This is a genomic window from Rhodococcus sp. P-2, from assembly GCF_016598535.1.
In the GTDB taxonomy this organism is placed as follows: Bacteria; Actinomycetota; Actinomycetes; order Mycobacteriales; family Mycobacteriaceae; genus Rhodococcus_F; species Rhodococcus_F baikonurensis.
Map to the genome: position 1 here is coordinate 3,165,316 of NZ_CP066779.1, position 19,349 is coordinate 3,184,664.

Here is a 19,349-nt window from a genome sequence, read left to right on the forward strand (position 1 = left end):
GAGGCTTACCAGGAGTCAAGCAAAGTGACTGATCAGAACATCATCAACTGGGACCAGGACGCCGACGGCATCGTCGTGCTCACCATCAACGATCCCAACCAGGGCGCAAACACCATGAACGACGCGTACATCGCGTCGATGAAGGCCACCGTCGACCGTCTGGTCGCCGAGAAGGACTCCATCACCGGTGCCGTCATCACCTCCGGCAAGAAGACCTTCTTCGCCGGTGGCGACCTCAAGAACATGATCAAGGTCGGACCCGAGCAGGCCGAGGAGATCTACAACCACAGCGTCGAGATCAAGGCTGACCTGCGTCGCCTCGAAACTCTCGGCAAGCCGGTAGTCGCCGCGATCAACGGCGCGGCACTCGGTGGCGGCCTCGAGATCGCTCTCGCGACCCACCATCGCATCGCGGCAGACGTCAAGGGCGTCAAGATCGGCCTGCCCGAGGTCACCCTCGGCCTGCTGCCGGGTGGCGGTGGCGTCGTGCGCACCGTGCGGATGCTCGGTCTGCAGAACGCGCTCATGGGCGTCCTGCTCCAGGGACAGCAGCGCGGACCCGTTCAGGCCAAGGAAGTCGGCCTCATCGACGAGGTCGTCGGCTCGGTGGAGGAACTGGTTCCGGCTGCGAAGGCATGGATCAAGGCCAACCCCGAAGGCGGCGTTCAGCCGTGGGATGTCAAGGGCTACAAGATCCCTGGCGGAACCCCGTCCACCCCGGCATTCGCTGCCAACCTTCCGGCGTTCCCCGCGAACCTGCGCAAGCAGCTCAAGGGTGCTCCGATGCCGGCTCCGCGCGCCATCATGGCTGCAGCCGTCGAAGGCTCGCAGGTCGACATCGACAATGCGCTGCTCATCGAGGCTCGCTACTTCACCTCGCTGGTGACCGGCCGCGTCGCGAAGAACATGATTCAGGCGTTCTTCTTCGACCTGCAGTCGATCAACGGCGGCGGTTCACGTCCGGCAGGCATCGAGAAGTCCACCATCAAGAAGGTCGGCGTCCTCGGCGCAGGCATGATGGGCGCGGGCATCGCGTACGTCTCCGCGAAGGCCGGCTTCGACGTCGTCCTCAAGGACGTCACCATAGAGGCCGCCAACAAGGGTAAGGCGTACTCCGAAGGCATTGAGGCCAAGGCACTCTCGCGCGGCAAGACCACGCAGGAGAAGTCCGACGCACTCCTCGCCAAGATCACCCCGACGGCTGACCCGGCCGATTTCGCCGGCGTCGACTTCGTCATCGAAGCCGTCTTCGAGAGCCAGGAACTCAAGCACAAGGTGTTCCAGGAGATCGAGGACATCGTCGATCCCAAGGCGCTGCTGGGCTCGAACACCTCGACGCTGCCCATCACGGGTCTCGCCACCGGCGTGAAGCGTCAGGAAGACTTCATCGGCATCCACTTCTTCTCGCCCGTCGACAAGATGCCGCTGGTGGAGATCATCCGCGGTGAGAAGACCTCCGACGAGACTCTGGCTCGCGTGTTCGACTACGTCCAGGCGATCCGCAAGACGCCGATCGTGGTCAACGACTCGCGTGGCTTCTTCACCTCGCGTGTCATCGGAACCTTCATCAATGAGGCCATCGGCATGCTCGCCGAGGGCGTCGAGCCTGCCACCATCGAGCAGGCCGGTATGCAGGCCGGTTACCCCGCTGCGCCGCTTCAGCTTTCGGATGAGCTCAACCTCACCCTCATGCAGAAGATCCGCAAGGAATCTGCCGACGCCGCCAAGGCCGAAGGCAAGGAACTGCCGGCAGATCCGGCCGGCGAGGTCATCAACACCCTCGTCGAGAAGTTCGATCGTAAGGGCAAGCTCGGTGGAGCGGGCTTCTACGATTACGCAGAGGGCAAGCGCACCGGCCTGTGGTCCGGACTCCGCGAGAACTTCAACTCCGGAACCTCCGACGCCCCGATCCAGGACCTCATCGACCGCATGCTGTTCATCGAGGCGATCGAGACGCAGAAGTGCTTCGACGAGAACGTCCTGATCACCACGGCGGACGCCAACATCGGCTCCATCATGGGCATCGGATTCCCGGCCTGGACCGGTGGCGTTCACCAGTTCATCGTCGGTTACGAGGGCGGCACAGCCGGCTTCGTCGCTCGCGCAAAGGAACTCGCTGCGCAGTACGGCCCGCGGTTCACCCCGCCGGCGTCGCTGGAGGCATAAACCCCCGTGCGCGGTTAGGGAGTCTCAGCACTTCCTAACCGCGCACAGCTTTATCCACAGGTTGGTTTTTTCGGCGAAATCCGTCTGTATGTTTTTGCAGGCTCGGCGTATGCCTTCACATACAGAAATCGATGAACTGCAGACAGTCGTCGATGCTCAGCGCGGACTGGTCAGTCACACCCAACTTCACGCCATCGGATTTCCTCGCTCCCGCGTGAAACAACGAGTCGAGGTCGGGCGCTGGCAAACTGTTCTTCACGGCGTCTACTCCGTCACCACGGGCCCATTGACCAGGCATGAGGTACTCGAGGCCGCGCTCCTGTACGGCGGCGGTTCGTCGATGCTCAGCCATCACACTGCCGCTGAGGAATGGTCGATGCGTCGGCCGGACAACACTGCGCCAGTACATATCACCGTTCCGTACGGGAAGTCTGCGATCTCTCAGGCTGCCACTTTCGTTCGTGGCCTCGGCGCCGAACGGCATCCGTCACCCCTGATCGGCACCGTCCTCCATCCTGGCGTCGTGGTCCACCGTTCGAGGGCTCATCGTCACATCGGTGTCGACGCGCAGATGCCGCGAACCAGCAAGGCTGATACGGCTCTCGATCTGGCCGTCGCAGAACCGACTCCGCGCGAGGCCTATGTCTGCCTTATCACCACAGTCACCAACGGCCGCATCCGTTTGACGGACATCCGTCGACGCATGGAGGAGCGCTCACCGCGTAGATACCGGAAGGCCCTCGACAGTGCGGTGAAGCTTTTGGCAGACGGGGTGCAATCGACTCTCGAATATCACTATGCGGTGGATGTGGAGCAGGCACACGGGTTGCCGTCGGCCAGACGCCAATCACCGGTTCGCGTCGACGGTCGCACGCTGTACGAGGATTGCGATTACAGCGAAGTGGGTGTGCCGTTGACAGTTCGTCTCGACGGTCGGTGGGCGCATTCCATGGCCGAGGTGGCATTCCGTGATCGCCGCCGTGACAATGCGGCAGAGCTGGCAGGTCGTCCGCGGTTGGTCTACGGATTCGACGAGGTGGTGAAGACCCCGTGCGAGGTTGCGCGCGAGGTGGAGACGGTCTTGCGACGTGGAGGTTGGGAGAGAACGGGGGAGAACCCCTGCAGGGCCTGTGAGTGGTTAAGGAGTGCAGAGACTCCTTAACCACTCACAGGGAGCGGAGCTCCCTAGGCCTTCCACCACGGGCGAAGCGGCACATGCGCCTCACCCTTGGGGCCGAGCTTGACGGCCAGAACCTGGTGCAGCTGAACGACATTGCGCTCGAACCCGAGGCGAGAGCCGGCCATGTACAGGCCCCAGACGCGTGCGGTTCCCTCACCGACCTCGGCGACGCAGGCGTCCCAGTTGTCGACGAGGTTCTGGCACCATCCGGCGAGTGTCAGTGCGTAGTGCTCGCGCAGGTTCTCCTCGTGCCGCACCTCGAGACCGACGTTCTGGATCTCGGAGATGATGCGTCCCGATCCGGTGAGCTCCCCGTCGGGGAAGACGTACCGGTCGATGAATCCGCCTGCCTTGGCGCTGCTTCGGTTGTCCGGACGGGTGATGCAGTGGTTGAGCAGACGCCCACCCTCACGCAGCTTGCCCTTGAGGAACTCGAAGTACGCCGGGTAGTTTCCGACGCCGATGTGTTCGGTCAGGCCGATGGACGATACTGCGTCGAAGCCGGTCTCGGCTACGTCGCGGTAGTCGGAGAAACGGACCTGGGCGAGATCGGCGAGGCCCTCGTCCTCGATGGCCTTCTGTGCCCAATCTGCTTGCTCGCGTGAGAGAGTCACACCGATCACCTTGACGCCGCGCCGGGCGGCGTAGCGGACCATCGAGCCCCAGCCGCAACCGATGTCGAGAAGTCGGTCACCCTCCTGGAGTCCGAGCTTCTCGAACACCAGACGGTACTTGTTCTCCTGGGCTTCTTCGAGGGTCTGTTCCGCATTGTCGTAGGCGGCGCAGGTGTACGTCATGGACGGGCCGAGTACGTACTCGTAGAAGGTGTTGGAGACGTCGTAGTGGTGGTGAATGACTTCGGCGTCACGAGTCTTGGAGTGACGCAGGCCTTCTGCGACGCGACGCCAGCGAGGAAGGTGTTCCTGGGGCGGCGGAGCGATGGGCCGCAACAGATCCCAGCCCAGTGAGCGGGTGATGCTGGCGAGCGTCAGTGCCGACGGGCGCTTGAGGTGGAGTTCGTCACCCATGATGCGCAGAATCTCGTACGGATCACCGGGGTGAACACCCTCGGCTTCGAGATCGCCGGAGACGTACGCGCGGGCCATACCGAGATCGCCGGGCGCCGTTGCGAGATAAGTGGTTCCGCGAGTCGACTTGAGATGCAGTCCGTAGTCGGCATCTTCGGGGCCGGCGGTGCTGCCGTCGTACGCGGTGAATCGAAGCGGCAGCATGCCGTCGGAAAGCGTCTCGAGAATCTCTGCGATAGAGAGCTTGTCCTGGCTTTTGGAGTCTTTGAACGTGGTCATTTACGTTGCACCGCCTTAGAGAATAGATCCAATAAACGGGATTTCGGGTCGTAGCGTTCCTTGAGTCCGATGTACCGGTCGCCGCCGTAGTACAGCTCCTCGAAGTCTTCCCTCGAGTAGTAGGAGTCGGAGTAGAGCGATTTGTGTCCGTCGAAATCGCTGACCTTTTCTTCGATCAGTCGATTTGCTGCCCCCTCGCGCTCACCGGGAACGATCGGCACCGAAGACCAGAAGCCGATGTTGACGTAGGTGCGCTTGGGTTCGAGGGGGTAGAGGGGCCACGGCCGCGATGCGGAGGCAGCGGCCGGGCTGGGCTCACGTAGGCGCAACGGGCACAACCACAGTGGTTCGATCGGGATTTCCTCGAGGAACCACGAGACGAAGTCCGCGGTTCGTTCGATGGGTACCTCGACGTCCTGGACGACGCGTTCGCGCGGGGGCTTGCCCTTGCGCTTTTCGAGGCGATCTCCGATGTCGTACTTGTGGTCGAGGGCGATCAGCTTCCAGTAGAAGCTGCTGCGCAGGTACTGCTTGGGCCAGAAGCGTCGAATCTTCGGGTTCTGTGCACCGAAAGCCCGTGAGCACCAGAACCAGTCGGTGTCCCAGCGCCACAGGTAGTCCCGAATGGTCAAGCGATCCGTCTTGGGCTGGGTGAGCGACGAGTGCTGGATCGACCGGTAGAAGATGTCCTGATCGGTGTAGTCGCTGACCGGGCCTTCCTCGTCGGTCTGCACGCCGAGGGTGAGGTAGCTCTCGGAATCGGTGAAGACCACCCCGTCGAGATAGTCGACGGCAATTCCGTTGTACTCACGCTCGGTGACGATGCGGTCCATCGTTTCTTCGAGCTTCTTCAGCGAATCGAAGCGCACGTGACGCAAGGCGACGTACTTCTTCACAGGCTCGAGTGCGATCTTCAATCGCGTCGAATAGCCAAGGGTGCCGTAGGAATTGGGGAAACCGAAGAACAACTCGGCGTGTTCACCGTCCGGTGTTGCGGTGATGATCTCGCCGCTCCCAGTCAGCACGTCGATCTCGAGTACAGACTCGTGCGGCAGTCCGTTGCGGAAGGAGGTGGACTCGATGCCCAGGCCTGTCACCGCACCGCCCAGGGTGATGGTCTTGAGCTGAGGCACGACCAACGGCGCCAGCCCGTAGGGCAGCGTCGCGTCGACGAGGTCCTCGTACGTGCACATGCCGGCGACGTCGGCTGTGCGCGCCTGCGCATCGACGGCGATGACACCGGCCAGACCGCTGACGTCGAGGCCGGGGGCCGACGTCTTGGCGCGAGCGCGGAACAAATTGGATGTCTTCTTTGCCAGGCGTACAGAAGCATCGGCGGGAATGGCGCGGTATGACGCGAGTAGGCGTTCGACGCCTTCTCTGTGCTGCTCGAACCCCATTTCACGCGCAGCATCGGAACCCGGGCCTTGCTTTGTCCGGATTCGATCTAACTTCTGAACTACCCCATTGAACGAGAGAGTCACACCCTGACGCTATCGGTAGTTGCGTGTGCAAGCTATCTGGAGGGGTCTTAATGCCCGAATTTGATCGAGTTGTTGCAAACGAACTCGGTAAATGCGCCGAGTGGTGAACCAGCTCACACGGAATGGGTAGATGGTCGAGATACCCGGGCGCAGCAGGCAGTATGGAAAGGAATATCTGCGCAGTTCGAGGTGCGGATTCGGGTAGTCAATCGCGGTATCGAGCCGCGTTGGTCGAGCAAGGAGACGTAGGGCATATGGGTCAGGTCAATGCAATGAGTTCGATAGTCGTCACAGCAGCACCCGACAAGGTGCTCGCGGCGCTCTCGGACTACGAGACGGTTCGCCCGCGAATCCTGTCCGAGCAGTACCTCGACTACAAGGTCGTCGAAGGCGGCCAGGGTGACGGAACCGTCGCGCAGTGGACGCTCAAGGCGACGGAAAAGCGCTCGCGCAACGTCAAGGCCACCGTGACGGTCGACGGCAACGTCATCACCGAGAAGGACGCGAACTCCAGTCTCGTCACCACCTGGACCGTTGCCCCCAACGGCACCGGAACGACGGTGACGACGCTCACCCAGTGGCAGGGTGCCACCGGTATCGGTGGTTTCTTCGAGCGCACCTTCGCTCCGAAGGGTCTGCAGCGTATCCAGGCCCAGGTCCTGGAGAACCTCAAGCGCGAACTCGTCTGACTGATCCTGCATCACCGAGATGGCGTCGTACCTTCACCGGTACGGCGCCTTCTTTCATGGGCCGGTAATGATCCGCCCCAATTCGGTGAGTGCGGGGTTTCCGCTTTCCCAGTAGTCGCTGTGAACTCCGAACCCAGGCTCTCCGGGTGATCCGGTGAATACCTGCGCGCCGAATTCCGGATCCGAGGGGTCGAACCCGTGGATTCCGAGGATCTTGGGGATCAATTGGACCGGATCCCAGTAGGCCGTCGTCGAATGAACATGGCGCGCCACCTCGGCCGCGTCGACGCGGTCCAGGCTCAGTTCGTTCACGCGCTCGGCATCGACGCCCGGGCTGGCGACGAAAACCAGTTCGTCGACGTCGAGGGAAGCGCCACGGGTAGTCGCAGCACCGACGACGGTGCTGCCGTAGGAATGACCGATCACCACGTTGTGCGACGGCGGACCGTCGTGTGAGGCGCGTAGCCCGTTTTGAAAACTGTCCAGCCTCCGCGCCGCGGAGTTGGCGTAGAGATCCGATGCTGCGTCGGGAATGCCTGGGGGAGAGTCGTATCCGGACCACAGGATCACTGATGTGGCTTCCGTTGGTACCGTCCCGACGGCCGCGTCGTACATGGCCTTGGTTCGTTGCAGATCGCCGCCGACGCCGGATAGCCCGGAGCCGGTTCCGGGAACCAGTGTTGCGACGTTGTCGGCGGCATCGGGATTACCGACTGCCACGACGGCGTGCCCATCCGTGACCGAGAGAAGGAACGTGTCCGGTCGAAGTTCGCCGTGCACGGCCGCATATCCCGCGGCTACCGTTCGATCCGGCAACCGCTCGAGCACAGTGAGGTACCGCCGGTTGTAGTAGTCCCGGTCGAGAGCGGGAAGGCCGTCGAGGCTACCGATGGACGGATCCCACCTCGCCAACGCGTCTTTCTCTCCGGGGCTCAGTGTTTCCCACAGTCGGTGTAGTTCTGCGGGTGTCCCGGGGAGTGTCGACCTCCCGTCGAGAATGTCGACGACTGTGCGGCCCAGAGAATCAGGCTGACTACCCAAAAGTGATCCGATCTCCCGGAATGCCTCACCCAGAGCAGTCGCGGCCCGGTTGTCTTGGTCGTCGAGCAACGTCAACGCAGTGGAGATCTTCTGCTGAAAAATCTGTGCAGCCGTGGCGTTTTCGGAATCCTGCATGACGTCGACCACATTCCACGGCTGCTTCGGCGCGGGTGCCGATACAGCCCCACTGTCTGACACCGTCAAGCCGTGTTCGAGCGTCGCCTCCTCGACCAGATCCAGAACTGATTTTTGCGCCACACCAATCGTATTGGCCGCTCCGCCATACAGATCCGCAACTACGCGAACCGCGATCGACAGCCGAGACGAGGAAAGCGAGATGCCAGACCACAGCACTGCCGCCGCGCTCGACGCTTGTCCCTGCCAGAATTCACGGACGGCGTCGACGCTGCGTCCGGCGTCATCGCCGAGAACTTCGATCTGCCGGTCGATTTCGATCAGTTCCGAAGCGCTTGTGCGCAATCTCTCCGGTGACCACGCGCGAAGCTGAGAAACGGTGGGCCGCATCAGTAGGCTCCGCGCAGCTCGGACACCACTTCTGCCTCGGCAGCGTCGTACAGACCTGCTGCGGCAGCGGTTCCCGACGCCATCAGTCCCAACTGCGTAGCCAGGTGCCGGTACGCGTCCGTGATGACGTCTGCATTCCCGATCGACACAGCCGTGACGGCGGACGAGTTCAGGGCCGCCGAGGCTTCGAAGATCGGGCCGGCAGAATCGATCCCCGAGATCTGATCCGCAATTCGAGACAGATCAGCCGAAAGTTGCTGCAACGCAGCAATGTCTACCTGAAGTATCGGCCCCATGGCAGAACCGTATCCAGGTGAGCGGGCTACCGGGGCTGTGACGACTTTCCTGTGGACAAGCGGGATTTCTCCACAGAAGCGAGGTCAGGGGGTTGTCAGGAAGGCGGTGACTCCGCTGGTGACGGCGGCTGCATACTCCTGCTGACCGTCCGGGCTCGTCATGCGCGCTGCCTCGTCGGCATTTCGCATGTTGCCGAGTTCGACCAGAATCGACGGCCGCTGCGACAGGTTGAGGCCAGTGAGGTCGGCGCGTGGTGCCAGCCCGTCGTCACCGATGTAGGTCGACGGGGTGAGTCCGGCCGTGACGAGTGAGTCGCGCATGGTTTCGGCGAAAGCCACGGACGGGCCGGCCTGAACCGTGTTCAGCGGGGGAGCGGAGTAGCAGACGTGGAAGCCCTCGGCGCCAGCTGCTGCGCCATCCGCGTGAATGCTCACCACGACGTCGGCGCCGGAGGAATTGGCCGCTTCGGCGCGTGCGTCGACGCATGATCCGACGCTGACGTCATCGGGTCGACTCAGGACGACTGTGGCGCCTCGGCCTTCGAGTTCGCTCTTGACCAGGCTCGCGACTTCCCAGTTGAAGGTGTGCTCGGGGAACCCGGCATCGGTGTTGGTGCCGGTGGTCTGGCAGTTCTTGGTGCCGCCGCGGCCCGTGGGGACCTGGGTATTGATGCTGTCGTCGTTCGCCCCGCTGTGCCCGGGATCGAGGAAGACGACCTTGCCGGTGAGCGCAGCGGGGACGTCAGCGGCGACAGTGCTGAGCGGAGACACCTCGACCGAGGTCGTGGCCTCGGCAGTCTCAGTCGGAATCGTGCACGCAGCGCTCAGAAGCCCGGCCCCGACCACGGCAATCAGGGCAGTGGAGCGGAACACACGTGATGCCATGTTTGACCTACCTGACGGTTTTACGGTGTCTGACTGGTTCCGGCGCACCCGCTCACGGTAGCGCGCACCGACTACGCTGGTGGGGATAACTCTGTAGAAAGGACCGCTCGTGCAACCAGGTGGAGCACCCGACATGTCTGCTCTGTTGGCTCAGGCTCAGCAGATGCAGCAGCAATTGATGGCGGCGCAGCAGGAAATGGCTCAGGCCGAAGTGACCGGTCAGGCCGGTGGCGGACTGGTTGTCGCCACGGTCAAGGGCACCGGCGAGGTTGTCGGTCTGCAGATCGACCCCAAGGTCGTCGACCCCGAAGACGTCGAGACGCTGCAGGATCTGGTGATCGGCGCGATCGAGGACGCTTCGCGCAAGGCACAGGAAGTCGCTGCTGAGAAGCTCGGCCCGTTGGCCGGCGGACTCGGCGGAGGCCTTCCCGGTCTTCCCGGCTTCTAGAAACGAGAACGCGTGTACGAAGGTCCGGTTCAGGATCTGATCGACGAACTCGGGAAGCTTCCCGGAGTCGGGCCGAAGAGCGCTCAACGCATCGCTTTTCACCTGCTTTCGGTGGAGCCTCCCGAGATCGACCGTTTGAAGAATGCATTGCAGCGCATCCGTGACGGCGTTCAGTTCTGCACGGTGTGCGGAACTGTGTCCGATCAGGAGAAGTGCCGCATCTGCGCCGACGCACGTCGCGACCGCACGGTGATCTGCGTCGTAGAGGAGCCGAAGGACGTCCAGGCCGTCGAGCGCACCCGTGAGTTCAAGGGTCGCTATCACGTGCTCGGTGGTGCGCTCAATCCGCTCTCGGGGATCGGGCCGGACCAGTTGCGCATCCGGGAGTTGTTGGCTCGCATCGCAAATCAGGAGGACGGTGTCGACGTGTCCGAGGTCATCATCGCCACCGACCCCAATACCGAGGGCGAGGCGACAGCTACGTATCTCGTTCGCATGATGCGAGACATCCCGGGGCTGACGGTGTCTCGGTTGGCTTCGGGCCTTCCGATGGGTGGCGATCTCGAATTTGCCGACGAGTTGACGTTGGGTCGGGCATTGTCCGGCCGTCGTGAATTGTCGCGGAACGCTTGATGAGCGGCACGGGGCAAGGTCAGCAAGTGCGGCGTACGTCCGAGCAGACCCGTGCGGAGATCATCGCGTCGGCAGGGAAGGCGTTTGCGACTCGGCCGTACCGCGAGATCACGCTCAAGGACATTGCCGAAGACGCGGGAGTCAGCGCTCCGCTGATCATCAAGTACTTCGGATCCAAAGAGCAGTTGTACGACGAGTTGGTCGACTTCCGCGCGGCGGCGATAACGGTATTCGACGCACCGAACGACTCCCTGGGCGAACGCATGGTCTCTTTGTTCACCAAGCCGCTGGAGTCGTACAAGCCGCTGTCCATGAGCTTGTTGTTCATGAGCGGTGTCAGTGAGGAGAGCAACCGCAAGCTGCGCGAGAACTATTCGACGCAGATGATCGACACTCTCGCTGCTCGCCTGTCCGGCCCAGACGCCAGATTGCGCGCGGAACTGGCGATGTCGATGGTGGTCGGAGTGGCGATCATGCGCCGACGGATGATGGCCGGCCATGCCACCGGCACCCAGGACGAGGTGGTTGCCCTGTACGCACCACTTGTCCAAAAGCTCCTCGACGGGTGAGCGGCGTCACAATTCTTGCTTGGTAAATATCCGTTCACCTAATGTAGGTGAACGGATATTTACCTAGTGGGAACAGGTGGTGTGGGGTGACGACGCTCGACCGTCCGCCGGGCACACCAGCAGTCCCCACCCTCGATACGAGTCCGGCGCTGCCGCGCTCCCGCTTCCTGTTTCCCATCGTTGTCGCCGCCGCCGTGTTCCAGGCAGTTCTGCAGACCGTCATCGTTCCGTTGCTGCCGGAGTTGCCTCACTTCACGGGTGCCGGGCGCACGGCCGTGTCGTGGTTGGTGACCGTCACGCTGCTGGTCGGCGCCGTGGTCACTCCCATCTTCGGCCGGCTCGCAGACATGTTGGGCAAGAAGAAGATGCTTCTCGTCGCTTTCTCGATGATGACTCTCGGCTCGATGTTGTGTGCACTGTCCTCGGACATCGCGGTCCTCATCTTCGCGAGAGCGTTGCAAGGGGCCGGGTCGGCAGTCATCCCCATCGGAATCTCCATGCTGCGCGACGAGTTGCCACGCAACAAGGTCAACGGTGCGGTGGCCATGATGAGTTCGACGCTCGGCGTCGGAACAGCTTTGGGCATACCGTTTTCCGCGATGATCGCGCAGTACTCGAACTGGCACGTCCTGTTCTGGGTAACCACCGCCATCGGGCTGTCCGTGACTCTTGCTGCGGTGCTGTTCATTCGAGAGTCCGAGCCGAATCCGTCGGGAAGATTCGACGGCGTCGGGGCTGCAGGTTTGAGTGCCGCGATGATCGCGCTACTGGTGCCGATCACTCAGGGGTCGAGTTGGGGATGGACCAGCGGAGCGGTGATCTCCATGCTGGCCGCGTCGGCGGTGCTGTTCACACTCTGGGTAATTCAACAGCGGCGCAACGTCAATCCGTTGGTCGACGTCCGTGCTCTCGTCAAGCGTGCGGTGTTGATCCCGCATCTGGCGGCTCTGCTGGTCGGGTTCGCCTTCTTCGGGAACACGCTGATCACCACGCAGCTGCTGCAAGGGATGAAGGGGCCGGGTGCCGGGTACGGCCTGTCGATTATCGCGGCGGCGCTGTGTCAGATTCCGGCCAGTATCGCGATGGTGCTGTTCTCACCGGTCGCGGTGCGAATTACCGACCGCTTCGGTTCACGAACTGCGATGTTGACCGGTGCCGTGTTCCTCGCCGGAGGGTACGGGATTCACGCAGTTGCCGGTAAGCCGCTGTGGGGAGTGGTTGCGGCGCTGGGTATCACGGCAGTCGGGACTGCAATCGTGTACAGCACGCTCTCGCTGCTGATTCTGGTTGCCGTGCCGCGTCAGCGACTGGCGGCAGCCAACGGGGTGAACTCACTTCTGCGGACGTCCGGAAGCACGATCTGCAGCGCGACGGTGGCAACCATCCTCGCGGCATTCGTGATCAGCGGTTCGGAACATTCCACGTCGTGGACCGGATTCTCCGTCGCCTACCTGGTGTGCGCGGGTTGCGCGGTGGTCGTATTCGCAGTGTCGATCCTGTTGCCGCAGGGGCGAACCCCGAAACACATTGATCTGCCGGATCTCGTCAGGCGACCCTGAATCCCGAGAGGAAGAGCGTGATCATCAGATCCGCGAACTCTTCGGTGGTGTACTTCTGGCGGTCCGGCCAATGCGTTGTCGACCACAGGGTGTCGCGTACCGATCGATAGAAAATCTCCGGGGCCACGTCTTTGCGGAAGATTCCCTGATCGACACCTTCGGCAATCGCTTTCATCCAATGCTCGCGGACCTGGCGGGAAGGCCCGTCGACGGATTGCAGGAGATCGTTGTCGCGTAGGTAGGCCCGATCGTTCTGGTAGATCGCCGTCGGGTGGGGGTGCAGTTCGATGACGATCAGCGTCTCGCGGATCAGGCCGCGTAGGACGTCCTCGGGGCCGTTCGCCGTCTGCTCCACCTGATCGAAGCGGAGCTGAATGTCGGTGATGAAGCCGCGCATGAGCTCGGCAACTATCGCATTCTTCGACTTGAAGTAGTGGTAAAGGCTGCCCGAGAACACTCCGGCGGCGTCGCCGATCTCGCGAACGGTCGTGGTGGCGACACCCTTCCTGGCGAACAGCTCGGCTGAGCTCTCCAGGATCTTCTCCCGACGATCTGGTGATGCCACTGAAATCTCCACTGGTTGTCGGTCCTGCTCAGGGCAGGGTTTCGCGGGTGCCGGGCTGCCGGCGTCGAACGTAGCGCAATCCTGCCTGATAGCTCCGGCTCGAACCAATTCGTCGGTGAGATCGCGTGTTTCCACTTCCGGATTCCTATGCTAGCTTCAGAATCAAGCGCTTGCTCAACTTTCGTTCACGGAGGATTTCAGTGCAGAGCCTGCAGACGCAATTTCCGAATTTCATCGGCGCAGAGGCCGAACCGGCCCGGGTCGCCCGCTACGCGGTCAACGAGGCGATGATCCGCAACTGGGTCGAGGCGCACGACGACCGCAACCCGATCTACGTCGACGCCGAGGCCGCCCGCAGTACCGGCCGTCGAGACGTCGTCTGTCCGCCCGCCATGATTTCGACCTGGGTGATGGCGGGTTACCGACGTTATCGGCAGGTCCAGCAACTTCGCGCCGACGGAGCCTCCGAGGACTTCGCGTATTCACGACTGCTGGCGTTGTTGGACGAGGCCGGATACACGTCCGTTGTCGCGACCAACGTCGAGCAGGAGTATTTCGCGGAGCTGAGCCCCGGAGATCACGTCACCGCGCATTTCATCATCGAAGCGATCTCGCCGTTCAAACAGACTGCCCTCGGTCACGGGTGCTTCATCACTCTGTTCAAGAAGTACGTCGACCAGGACGGAAAGACGTTGGTCGAAGAGCGCTTTCGATTGCTCAGGTTCAAACCAGATGCCCAGCCCGATACCCGGCTCGATGCCCAGGAGGTAATCGCATGAGCGAGACCGGCTCCCGCAACACTGCTGTACCGAGACTTACCGTCACCGACGACAACGATTTCTTCTTCTCCGCCGCACAAGAGGGTCGCCTCGAGATCCAACGGTGCGCGGATTGCAAGACGTTGCGCCACCCACCCGCGCCCGCCTGCCCGGAATGCCGCTCGTTCAGTTGGGACACAGTCGAATCCACGCGTCGATGCACGTTGCACAGCTTCACAGTCATCCATCACCCGAAGGATCCTGCCTTCGAGTACCCGCTCGCCGTCGGGCTCGTCGACCTCGAAGAAGGCACGCGACTGGTTGCCGACATCGCGGGGATCGATCACGAGGAACTCGAATTCGGCATGGAACTCGAAGTGGCGTTCTCCGAGCACGCTCACGGCGAGATGCTGCCGCAACTGAGGCGACGGGGATCGGTGCAATGACGAATCTTTTTGATTACGAAGTGGGTTCGGCCCTCCCCAGCCTCGAACTGCCGTTGGACCGAACGCTCATCGTCGCCACCGCGATCTCTTCGCAGGATTTCGAGGACGTGCATCACGATCCGGGTAAGGCACAGGGTCGCGGAACTCCCGACATCTTCATGAGCATCAACACCACCAACGGGCTCATCGACCGCTATATCACCGACTGGTCCGGCCCGGGATCGCGAATCGTCAAAACATCACTACGGCTTGGTGTTCCGAACTTCCCCGGAGACACAATGACATTCACCGGCAAGGTCACCGCCGCAGACGGCCGGGCGCTCACCGTGACAGTTCTCGGGCAGAACGCGCGCGGAACACACGTGACGGCCGACGTGACTCTCGAACCGGTGGAAAGGGTAATCGCATGACACGAGGATTTTCGAGGCAAGCCGCCATCGCCGGTATCGGCGCCACCGAGTTCTCCAAGAACTCCGGCCGCAGTGAATGGCAGTTGGCGTGCGAATCCGTGATCGCCGCGCTCGACGACGCTCACATCGAGGCAGAAGAGGTGAACGGATTCGCACTGTTCACCATGGAGAACAATCCCGAGATTGCGGTCGCACGCGCCCTCGGGATCCCGGAACTGACGTTCTTCAGTCGTATTCCACACGGCGGCGGCGGTGCCTGCGCACCGGTTCAGCAAGCAGCGCTTGCCGTCGCCAGTGGTGTCGCAGACGTCGTGGTCGTCTACCGTGCCTTCAACGAAAGATCAGGTCACCGATTCGGCGCCGGGCCACCGCCCTTTGCGTACAACGCGTCGACGGACCAGGAGTATCGGAACTGGATCAACCCGTACGGGCTTCTGACCCCGGCGCAGCAGGAAGCCTTCCTGGCCAAGCTGTACATGTACAAGTACGGGGCAACCAGCGCCGACTTCGGTCAGATCTCGGTTCTCTCACGCAAGCACGCCGCGAACAACCCCAAGGCCTGGTTCTACGAACGCCCGATCACTATCGAGGACCATCAGAACTCACGCATGATCGCCGACCCCATCCGCCTGCTCGACTGCTGCCAGGAAAGTGACGGCGGACAGGCGCTGGTCATCGTCAGTGCGGAGCGCGCCCGCGACCTGCCGCACAAACCGGCGATCATCAGCGGTGCTGCGCAAGGCGTAGGTCCGCAACAGATCTCGATGAGCAGCTACTACCGCGACGACATCGACAGCATGCCGGAAGTCGAACTCGTGGCGCGCCAACTGTGGGACCAGGCCGGTATCGGCCCGGACGACATCGATGCCGCAATTCTCTACGACGCTTTCACCCCGATGGTCCTGCTTCAACTCGAGGAGTACGGATTCTGCGGTCGGGGCGAGGCCAAAGACTTCATCGCCGACGGCAATCTCGAGCTGGACGGTCGCCTGCCGATCAACACCCACGGCGGTCAACTCGGTGAGGGATACATCCACGGCGTCAACGGTATTGCCGAAGGTGTTCGCCTGATCCGCGGCACCTCCACCAACCAACCCACCAAAACTCTGGACAACGTGCTCGTGACCGGCGGCTCTCCCGTCCCGCACAGTGCGCTCGTCCTCTCGGCAGATCGCTGAATCTGCCGCCTATTCGAGAAAGCAGGAACAAGATGAGCGAGCGGATCACCTACGCCAGGGCCACCCACGGCGAGGAAGAAATACAGGCGGTTGTCGACGTCTTGCGCAGCGGGCATCAAGGATTGCGCATCGGCAAGAACGTCTTCGAGATGGAAGAACGCATCGCGGCCTTGGCAGGCAAGAAGTTCGGCGTCATGTGCAACTCGGGATCCTCGGGTTTGTACCTGGCAGTCGAGCTGCTCGGGCTGCCTGCCGGAAGCGAGATCATCACGTCGCCGCTGACGTTCTCCACCGACATCGCACCGATCGTTCGTGCCGGTCTGGTGCCGGTGTTCGTGGACGTGGAACCCAACACGTTCAACGTCGACGTCACCAAGATCGAAGCCATGGTCACCGAGAAGACCGGTGCCATACTGATGCCGAACCTGGCCGGCAACTGCCCGGACTGGGACGTCATCCGCGACATCGCAGATCGACACGGACTCAGGGTGATCGAGGATTCGTGTGATGCGATCGGCGCCACGCTCCGCGGCACTCCTACCGGCTCTCGGGCCGACATCGTCGTCACCAGTTTCTCGATGGCACACATCATCACGTGCGCGGGAACCGGCGGAATGGTGTGCGTCGACGACGAAGCCAGCCGAGACAAGGCTCTTCTGCTTCGCCGTTGGGGCCGTCGTAGCGAGCCGAACCTGTTCGGCAGCACCAAGTCCGGTCGAGTCTTCCGTGAAGAACTCGACGGCGTCGACTACGACAACGATTTCATTTTCGAGCTCATGTCGTGGAACTTCGAGCCCTCCGAACTCGGCGCAGCCTACGGCGTGGTGCAGCTCGACAAGCTGGAAGAGAACTACAAGACGCGCAAGGCCACCTTTGCGGCCTTCACAGCGGCATATGGTGCTCACCCCGAATTCTTCACGACGCCGGTAGAACTCGACGGTCTCGATACCGCATGGCTGTGCTACCCGGTGATGATCAACCACAACGCACCCTTCACGCGTAGTGACCTGCAGGAGGCCATCGAGGCCGACGGTATCGACACACGAACTGTGTGGAGCGGCAATGTCACTCGCCACCCGATGATGAACAACATCGAGTTCCGTCAGCCGGCCGAGGGTCTGCCGGAAGCCGACGCGGTCTTTGCCCGCGGCATGACACTCGGTATGAGCCACGGCCTGCGTGACGACGAAGTTGCTCGGATTGCAGAGAGCATCAATCGCTTCGCTTCGAAGTTCAAATAGCATGACGAGGCGCTTTGACGGCCGCCGAGCGCTTGTCACCGGTTCCAGCCGCGGAATCGGTGCGGGCGTAGCAGAGCGACTGGCAGCTGAGGGTGCCGACGTCGCCCTTGTGGCTCGGACACTCGGCACGCATGCAACCCTGCCGGGCAGTCTCGAAGAGACTGCGGCTCGAATTGCCAAGTACGGAACCAGAGTCGAGATAGTTGTCGCAGATCTGACGGACGAGCAGCAGCGCGACACCGTTGTGCCGCTGGCGATCGAGAAGCTTGGCGGGACGATCGACATCCTGGTGAACAACGCGGCAGCGGCGATCTATCAGCCGCTGTCGGATTACCCACTGCGGCGACGACGTTTGATGTTCGAGGCAAATGTCCATGCACCGCTCGATCTGATGCAAGCCGTGGTGCCGGGGATGGTGGCAAACGGATACGGCTGGATCGTGAACGTGTCCAGCGGCACCGTCAAACCGTGGCATGGCCCGCCTTTCACGTGGGTCGAACCGGGAACTGCCATGACCGTGTACGGCGCCTCCAAGGCGGCGCTCAACAGGCTGAGCAACGGTATGGGCGTGGAACTCTACGGCCAGGGGGTTCGCGTCAACACGGTTCAACCGCGGGCAGCGGTGCTCAGTGAGGGCGCAAGAGTCCTGGTCGGTGAGACTATCCGGCCGGATCAGGTCGAATCTATGGAACAAATGGTGGAAGCGGTCACAGCGTTGTGCGATTGCGACACCGAGTTCACCGCTCGATCGTGCGTCAGCTTGGACCTGATCGACGAGTGGTCCCTGACCGTACGCGGTCTGGACGGAACGGCACTACGAACCGAGGAGTTGGCATGAAGCCCGTCATCGTGGACGCAGCACGAACGCCGTTCGGCAAGCGTGAAGGTTGGCTGTCCGGAGTCCACGCGGCAGAACTGTTGGGTTATGCGCAGAAGGGCGTGCTGGATCGGGTCGGCGTGGATCCTGACGCGGTCGACCAGGTCATCGGTGGCTGTGTGACACCTCTCGGTGAGCAGTTCGGCAACGTCGTGCGTACGTCCTGGATGCATGCGGGCCTTCCGTTGAAAGCGGGCTGCACCACGATCGACGCGCAGTGCGGCACAGCGCAGCAGTCTGTGCAGCTGATCGCCGGGCAAATTGCCATCGGTGCAGTCGAGGTGGGGGTGGCGTGCGGAGTCGAGCTGATGTCCCGCGCGCCGTTGACGTACAAGGTGGGTACGGGCCTGGGGACACCCCGGCCCGAGTCGTGGTCACTCGATACCGTCGACCAGTACACCGCTGCCGATCGGATTGCGGTCAAGCGCGGTTTCAGCCGCGAGGATCTCGACGCCTTCGGGTTGCGCTCGCAGCAGCGAGCCGCAGCAGCCTGGGAGGCAGGGCGCTTCGACTCGCACATCATCGACGTGGTCGCTCCGGGCTCCGACGTTCCGGTTCACCGGGATCAGGGACTGCGCGAATCGAGCCTCGAAGGACTCGCGAAACTGCGCACCGTCCAAGAGGGCGGATTGCACACCGCTGGAACGTCTTCGCAGGTCTCGGACGGTGCGAGTGCGGCTCTGCTGATGTCCGAGGATCGAGCCAAGGCCCTCGGCGTGCGGCCGCGGGCAAAGATACTGGCGCAGTGCGTCATCGGCGGGGACACCGAGTTCATGCTCGACGGCCCCGTCGACGCGGCGAATATCGTGCTCGGACGCACCGGTCTGACGATCGACGACATCGATCTGTTCGAGGTCAACGAGGCATTTGCTTCGGTACCGATGTCTTTCGCAAAGGTTCACGGCGTCGATCCCGAATTGCTGAACGTCAACGGTGGCGCAATTGCACTGGGCCATCCAGCCGGTGCAACAGGAATCAGGCTGTTGGCCAATGTCATCGACGAATTGGAGCGCCGGGACAAGTCCATCGCCCTGATCGCGATCTGCGCGTCCGCCGCTACCACCTGCCTGATTCTCGAACGCATCTGACCAG

General features: G+C 62.3%; 20 protein-coding genes. 14 read left to right on the top strand and 6 right to left on the bottom strand.

Annotation, left to right across the window (positions count from 1 at the left end; all coding sequences use genetic code 11):
• The first annotated feature begins 24 nt into the window (after nt 1-24).
• Together I7X09_RS15040 and I7X09_RS15045 are read left to right on the top strand one after the other, a co-directional pair.
• Nucleotides 25-2,166, top strand: a complete 2,142-nt coding sequence (locus tag I7X09_RS15040; RefSeq protein ID WP_095969605.1) for a 3-hydroxyacyl-CoA dehydrogenase NAD-binding domain-containing protein — start codon at nt 25-27, stop codon at nt 2,164-2,166.
• Between the two features lie 109 nt (nt 2,167-2,275).
• Nucleotides 2,276-3,328 carry a hypothetical protein gene (locus I7X09_RS15045; RefSeq protein WP_234036931.1) on the top strand — a complete coding sequence of 351 codons (1,053 nt, stop codon included), beginning with the start codon at nt 2,276-2,278 and terminating at the stop codon, nt 3,326-3,328.
• A 23-nt stretch (nt 3,329-3,351) separates the two neighbouring features.
• Here I7X09_RS15045 and I7X09_RS15050 read toward each other — a convergent pair whose 3' ends face one another.
• Both I7X09_RS15050 and I7X09_RS15055 read right to left on the bottom strand, forming a co-directional pair.
• Nucleotides 3,352-4,653 (bottom strand): class I SAM-dependent methyltransferase, encoded by a 1,302-nt coding sequence (locus I7X09_RS15050; protein ID WP_200317591.1) that lies wholly within the window; start codon nt 4,651-4,653, stop codon nt 3,352-3,354.
• Complete coding sequence (locus I7X09_RS15055) at nt 4,650-6,053, bottom strand: FAD-binding oxidoreductase (protein WP_200317593.1); 1,404 nt, start codon at nt 6,051-6,053, stop codon at nt 4,650-4,652. Before I7X09_RS15055 ends, I7X09_RS15050 begins: the two co-directional genes overlap by 4 nt.
• A 338-nt stretch (nt 6,054-6,391) precedes the next feature.
• Between I7X09_RS15055 and I7X09_RS15060 the strand changes: the two genes are divergently transcribed.
• A complete protein-coding gene (locus I7X09_RS15060) occupies nt 6,392-6,826 on the top strand; it encodes an SRPBCC family protein (RefSeq protein WP_095969610.1) in 435 nt (144 codons plus the stop codon).
• 54 nt (nt 6,827-6,880) lie between these two features.
• Here the strand turns inward: I7X09_RS15060 and I7X09_RS15065 are convergent, their stop codons facing one another.
• The 3 genes from I7X09_RS15065 to I7X09_RS15075 all read right to left on the bottom strand — a co-directional run bounded on the left by I7X09_RS15065 (nt 6,881) and on the right by I7X09_RS15075 (nt 9,573).
• Nucleotides 6,881-8,392: an alpha/beta hydrolase gene (locus I7X09_RS15065; RefSeq protein WP_200312889.1), complete on the bottom strand. Its 1,512-nt coding sequence runs from the start codon at nt 8,390-8,392 to the stop codon at nt 6,881-6,883.
• Complete coding sequence (locus I7X09_RS15070) at nt 8,392-8,688, bottom strand: hypothetical protein (RefSeq protein WP_200312890.1); 297 nt, start codon at nt 8,686-8,688, stop codon at nt 8,392-8,394. The genes I7X09_RS15065 and I7X09_RS15070 overlap by 1 nt, the downstream gene beginning before the upstream one ends.
• Nucleotides 8,689-8,772: 84 nt before the next feature.
• Nucleotides 8,773-9,573: an Rv3717 family N-acetylmuramoyl-L-alanine amidase gene (locus I7X09_RS15075; protein ID WP_095969613.1), complete on the bottom strand. Its 801-nt coding sequence runs from the start codon at nt 9,571-9,573 to the stop codon at nt 8,773-8,775.
• A gap of 109 nt (nt 9,574-9,682) precedes the next feature.
• On the opposite strand from I7X09_RS15075, the gene I7X09_RS15080 reads away from it, so the two are divergent.
• From I7X09_RS15080 to I7X09_RS15095, 4 genes are all read left to right on the top strand, one after another.
• Nucleotides 9,683-10,021, top strand: coding sequence for a YbaB/EbfC family nucleoid-associated protein (locus tag I7X09_RS15080; protein WP_003943929.1), 339 nt, complete (start codon nt 9,683-9,685; stop codon nt 10,019-10,021).
• Between the two features lie 12 nt (nt 10,022-10,033).
• Complete coding sequence (gene recR, locus I7X09_RS15085; protein ID WP_003943917.1) at nt 10,034-10,654, top strand: recombination mediator RecR; 621 nt, start codon at nt 10,034-10,036, stop codon at nt 10,652-10,654.
• Complete coding sequence (locus I7X09_RS15090) at nt 10,654-11,223, top strand: TetR/AcrR family transcriptional regulator (protein ID WP_095969614.1); 570 nt, start codon at nt 10,654-10,656, stop codon at nt 11,221-11,223. Before recR ends, I7X09_RS15090 begins: the two co-directional genes overlap by 1 nt.
• An 86-nt stretch (nt 11,224-11,309) precedes the next feature.
• Nucleotides 11,310-12,782 carry an MFS transporter gene (locus tag I7X09_RS15095; protein WP_200312891.1) on the top strand — a complete coding sequence of 491 codons (1,473 nt, stop codon included), beginning with the start codon at nt 11,310-11,312 and terminating at the stop codon, nt 12,780-12,782.
• Here I7X09_RS15095 and I7X09_RS15100 read toward each other — a convergent pair.
• The gene (locus tag I7X09_RS15100) at nt 12,769-13,482 is read right to left on the bottom strand and encodes a TetR/AcrR family transcriptional regulator (RefSeq protein WP_172436514.1); all 714 of its coding nucleotides are present in this window, start codon (nt 13,480-13,482) and stop codon (nt 12,769-12,771) included. The genes I7X09_RS15095 and I7X09_RS15100 overlap by 14 nt on opposite strands.
• Nucleotides 13,483-13,547: 65 nt before the next feature.
• On the opposite strand from I7X09_RS15100, the gene I7X09_RS15105 reads away from it, so the two are divergent.
• The 7 genes from I7X09_RS15105 to I7X09_RS15135 are packed head-to-tail and all read left to right on the top strand — an operon-like array spanning nt 13,548 to nt 19,345.
• Nucleotides 13,548-14,126: an FAS1-like dehydratase domain-containing protein gene (locus I7X09_RS15105; RefSeq protein ID WP_200312892.1), complete on the top strand. Its 579-nt coding sequence runs from the start codon at nt 13,548-13,550 to the stop codon at nt 14,124-14,126.
• Nucleotides 14,123-14,551, top strand: coding sequence for a Zn-ribbon domain-containing OB-fold protein (locus I7X09_RS15110; protein ID WP_095969617.1), 429 nt, complete (start codon nt 14,123-14,125; stop codon nt 14,549-14,551). Before I7X09_RS15105 ends, I7X09_RS15110 begins: the two co-directional genes overlap by 4 nt.
• Entirely contained in the window at nt 14,548-14,961 is a 414-nt protein-coding gene (locus I7X09_RS15115; protein ID WP_095969618.1) for an acyl dehydratase, read from the top strand. The genes I7X09_RS15110 and I7X09_RS15115 overlap by 4 nt, the downstream gene beginning before the upstream one ends.
• Complete coding sequence (locus tag I7X09_RS15120) at nt 14,958-16,139, top strand: lipid-transfer protein (RefSeq protein WP_166811920.1); 1,182 nt, start codon at nt 14,958-14,960, stop codon at nt 16,137-16,139. Before I7X09_RS15115 ends, I7X09_RS15120 begins: the two co-directional genes overlap by 4 nt.
• A gap of 32 nt (nt 16,140-16,171) precedes the next feature.
• Complete coding sequence (locus I7X09_RS15125; RefSeq protein ID WP_200312893.1) at nt 16,172-17,380, top strand: DegT/DnrJ/EryC1/StrS family aminotransferase; 1,209 nt, start codon at nt 16,172-16,174, stop codon at nt 17,378-17,380.
• Nucleotide 17,381: 1 nt separating this feature from the next.
• Nucleotides 17,382-18,218, top strand: coding sequence for an SDR family NAD(P)-dependent oxidoreductase (locus I7X09_RS15130; protein ID WP_166811916.1), 837 nt, complete (start codon nt 17,382-17,384; stop codon nt 18,216-18,218).
• Nucleotides 18,215-19,345, top strand: coding sequence for a steroid 3-ketoacyl-CoA thiolase (locus I7X09_RS15135; RefSeq protein WP_124566718.1), 1,131 nt, complete (start codon nt 18,215-18,217; stop codon nt 19,343-19,345). The genes I7X09_RS15130 and I7X09_RS15135 overlap by 4 nt, the downstream gene beginning before the upstream one ends.
• Nucleotides 19,346-19,349: the final 4 nt, after the last annotated feature.

Bases quoted from the DNA above. Each gene is read 5' to 3' on its own strand.
- I7X09_RS15120 (WP_166811920.1), top strand. From the start codon at position 14,958: ATGACACGAGGATTTTCGAGGCAAGCCGCCATCGCCGGTATCGGCGCC.
- I7X09_RS15070 (WP_200312890.1), bottom strand. From the start codon at position 8,688: ATGGGGCCGATACTTCAGGTAGACATTGCTGCGTTGCAGCAACTTTCG.
- I7X09_RS15055 (WP_200317593.1), bottom strand. From the start codon at position 6,053: ATGGGGTTCGAGCAGCACAGAGAAGGCGTCGAACGCCTACTCGCGTCA.
- I7X09_RS15115 (WP_095969618.1), top strand. From the start codon at position 14,548: ATGACGAATCTTTTTGATTACGAAGTGGGTTCGGCCCTCCCCAGCCTC.
- I7X09_RS15075 (WP_095969613.1), bottom strand. From the start codon at position 9,573: ATGGCATCACGTGTGTTCCGCTCCACTGCCCTGATTGCCGTGGTCGGG.
- I7X09_RS15060 (WP_095969610.1), top strand. From the start codon at position 6,392: ATGGGTCAGGTCAATGCAATGAGTTCGATAGTCGTCACAGCAGCACCC.
- I7X09_RS15135 (WP_124566718.1), top strand. From the start codon at position 18,215: ATGAAGCCCGTCATCGTGGACGCAGCACGAACGCCGTTCGGCAAGCGT.
- I7X09_RS15065 (WP_200312889.1), bottom strand. From the start codon at position 8,392: ATGCGGCCCACCGTTTCTCAGCTTCGCGCGTGGTCACCGGAGAGATTG.
- I7X09_RS15110 (WP_095969617.1), top strand. From the start codon at position 14,123: ATGAGCGAGACCGGCTCCCGCAACACTGCTGTACCGAGACTTACCGTC.
- I7X09_RS15090 (WP_095969614.1), top strand. From the start codon at position 10,654: ATGAGCGGCACGGGGCAAGGTCAGCAAGTGCGGCGTACGTCCGAGCAG.
- I7X09_RS15050 (WP_200317591.1), bottom strand. From the start codon at position 4,653: ATGACCACGTTCAAAGACTCCAAAAGCCAGGACAAGCTCTCTATCGCA.
- I7X09_RS15130 (WP_166811916.1), top strand. From the start codon at position 17,382: ATGACGAGGCGCTTTGACGGCCGCCGAGCGCTTGTCACCGGTTCCAGC.
- I7X09_RS15045 (WP_234036931.1), top strand. From the start codon at position 2,276: ATGCCTTCACATACAGAAATCGATGAACTGCAGACAGTCGTCGATGCT.
- I7X09_RS15125 (WP_200312893.1), top strand. From the start codon at position 16,172: ATGAGCGAGCGGATCACCTACGCCAGGGCCACCCACGGCGAGGAAGAA.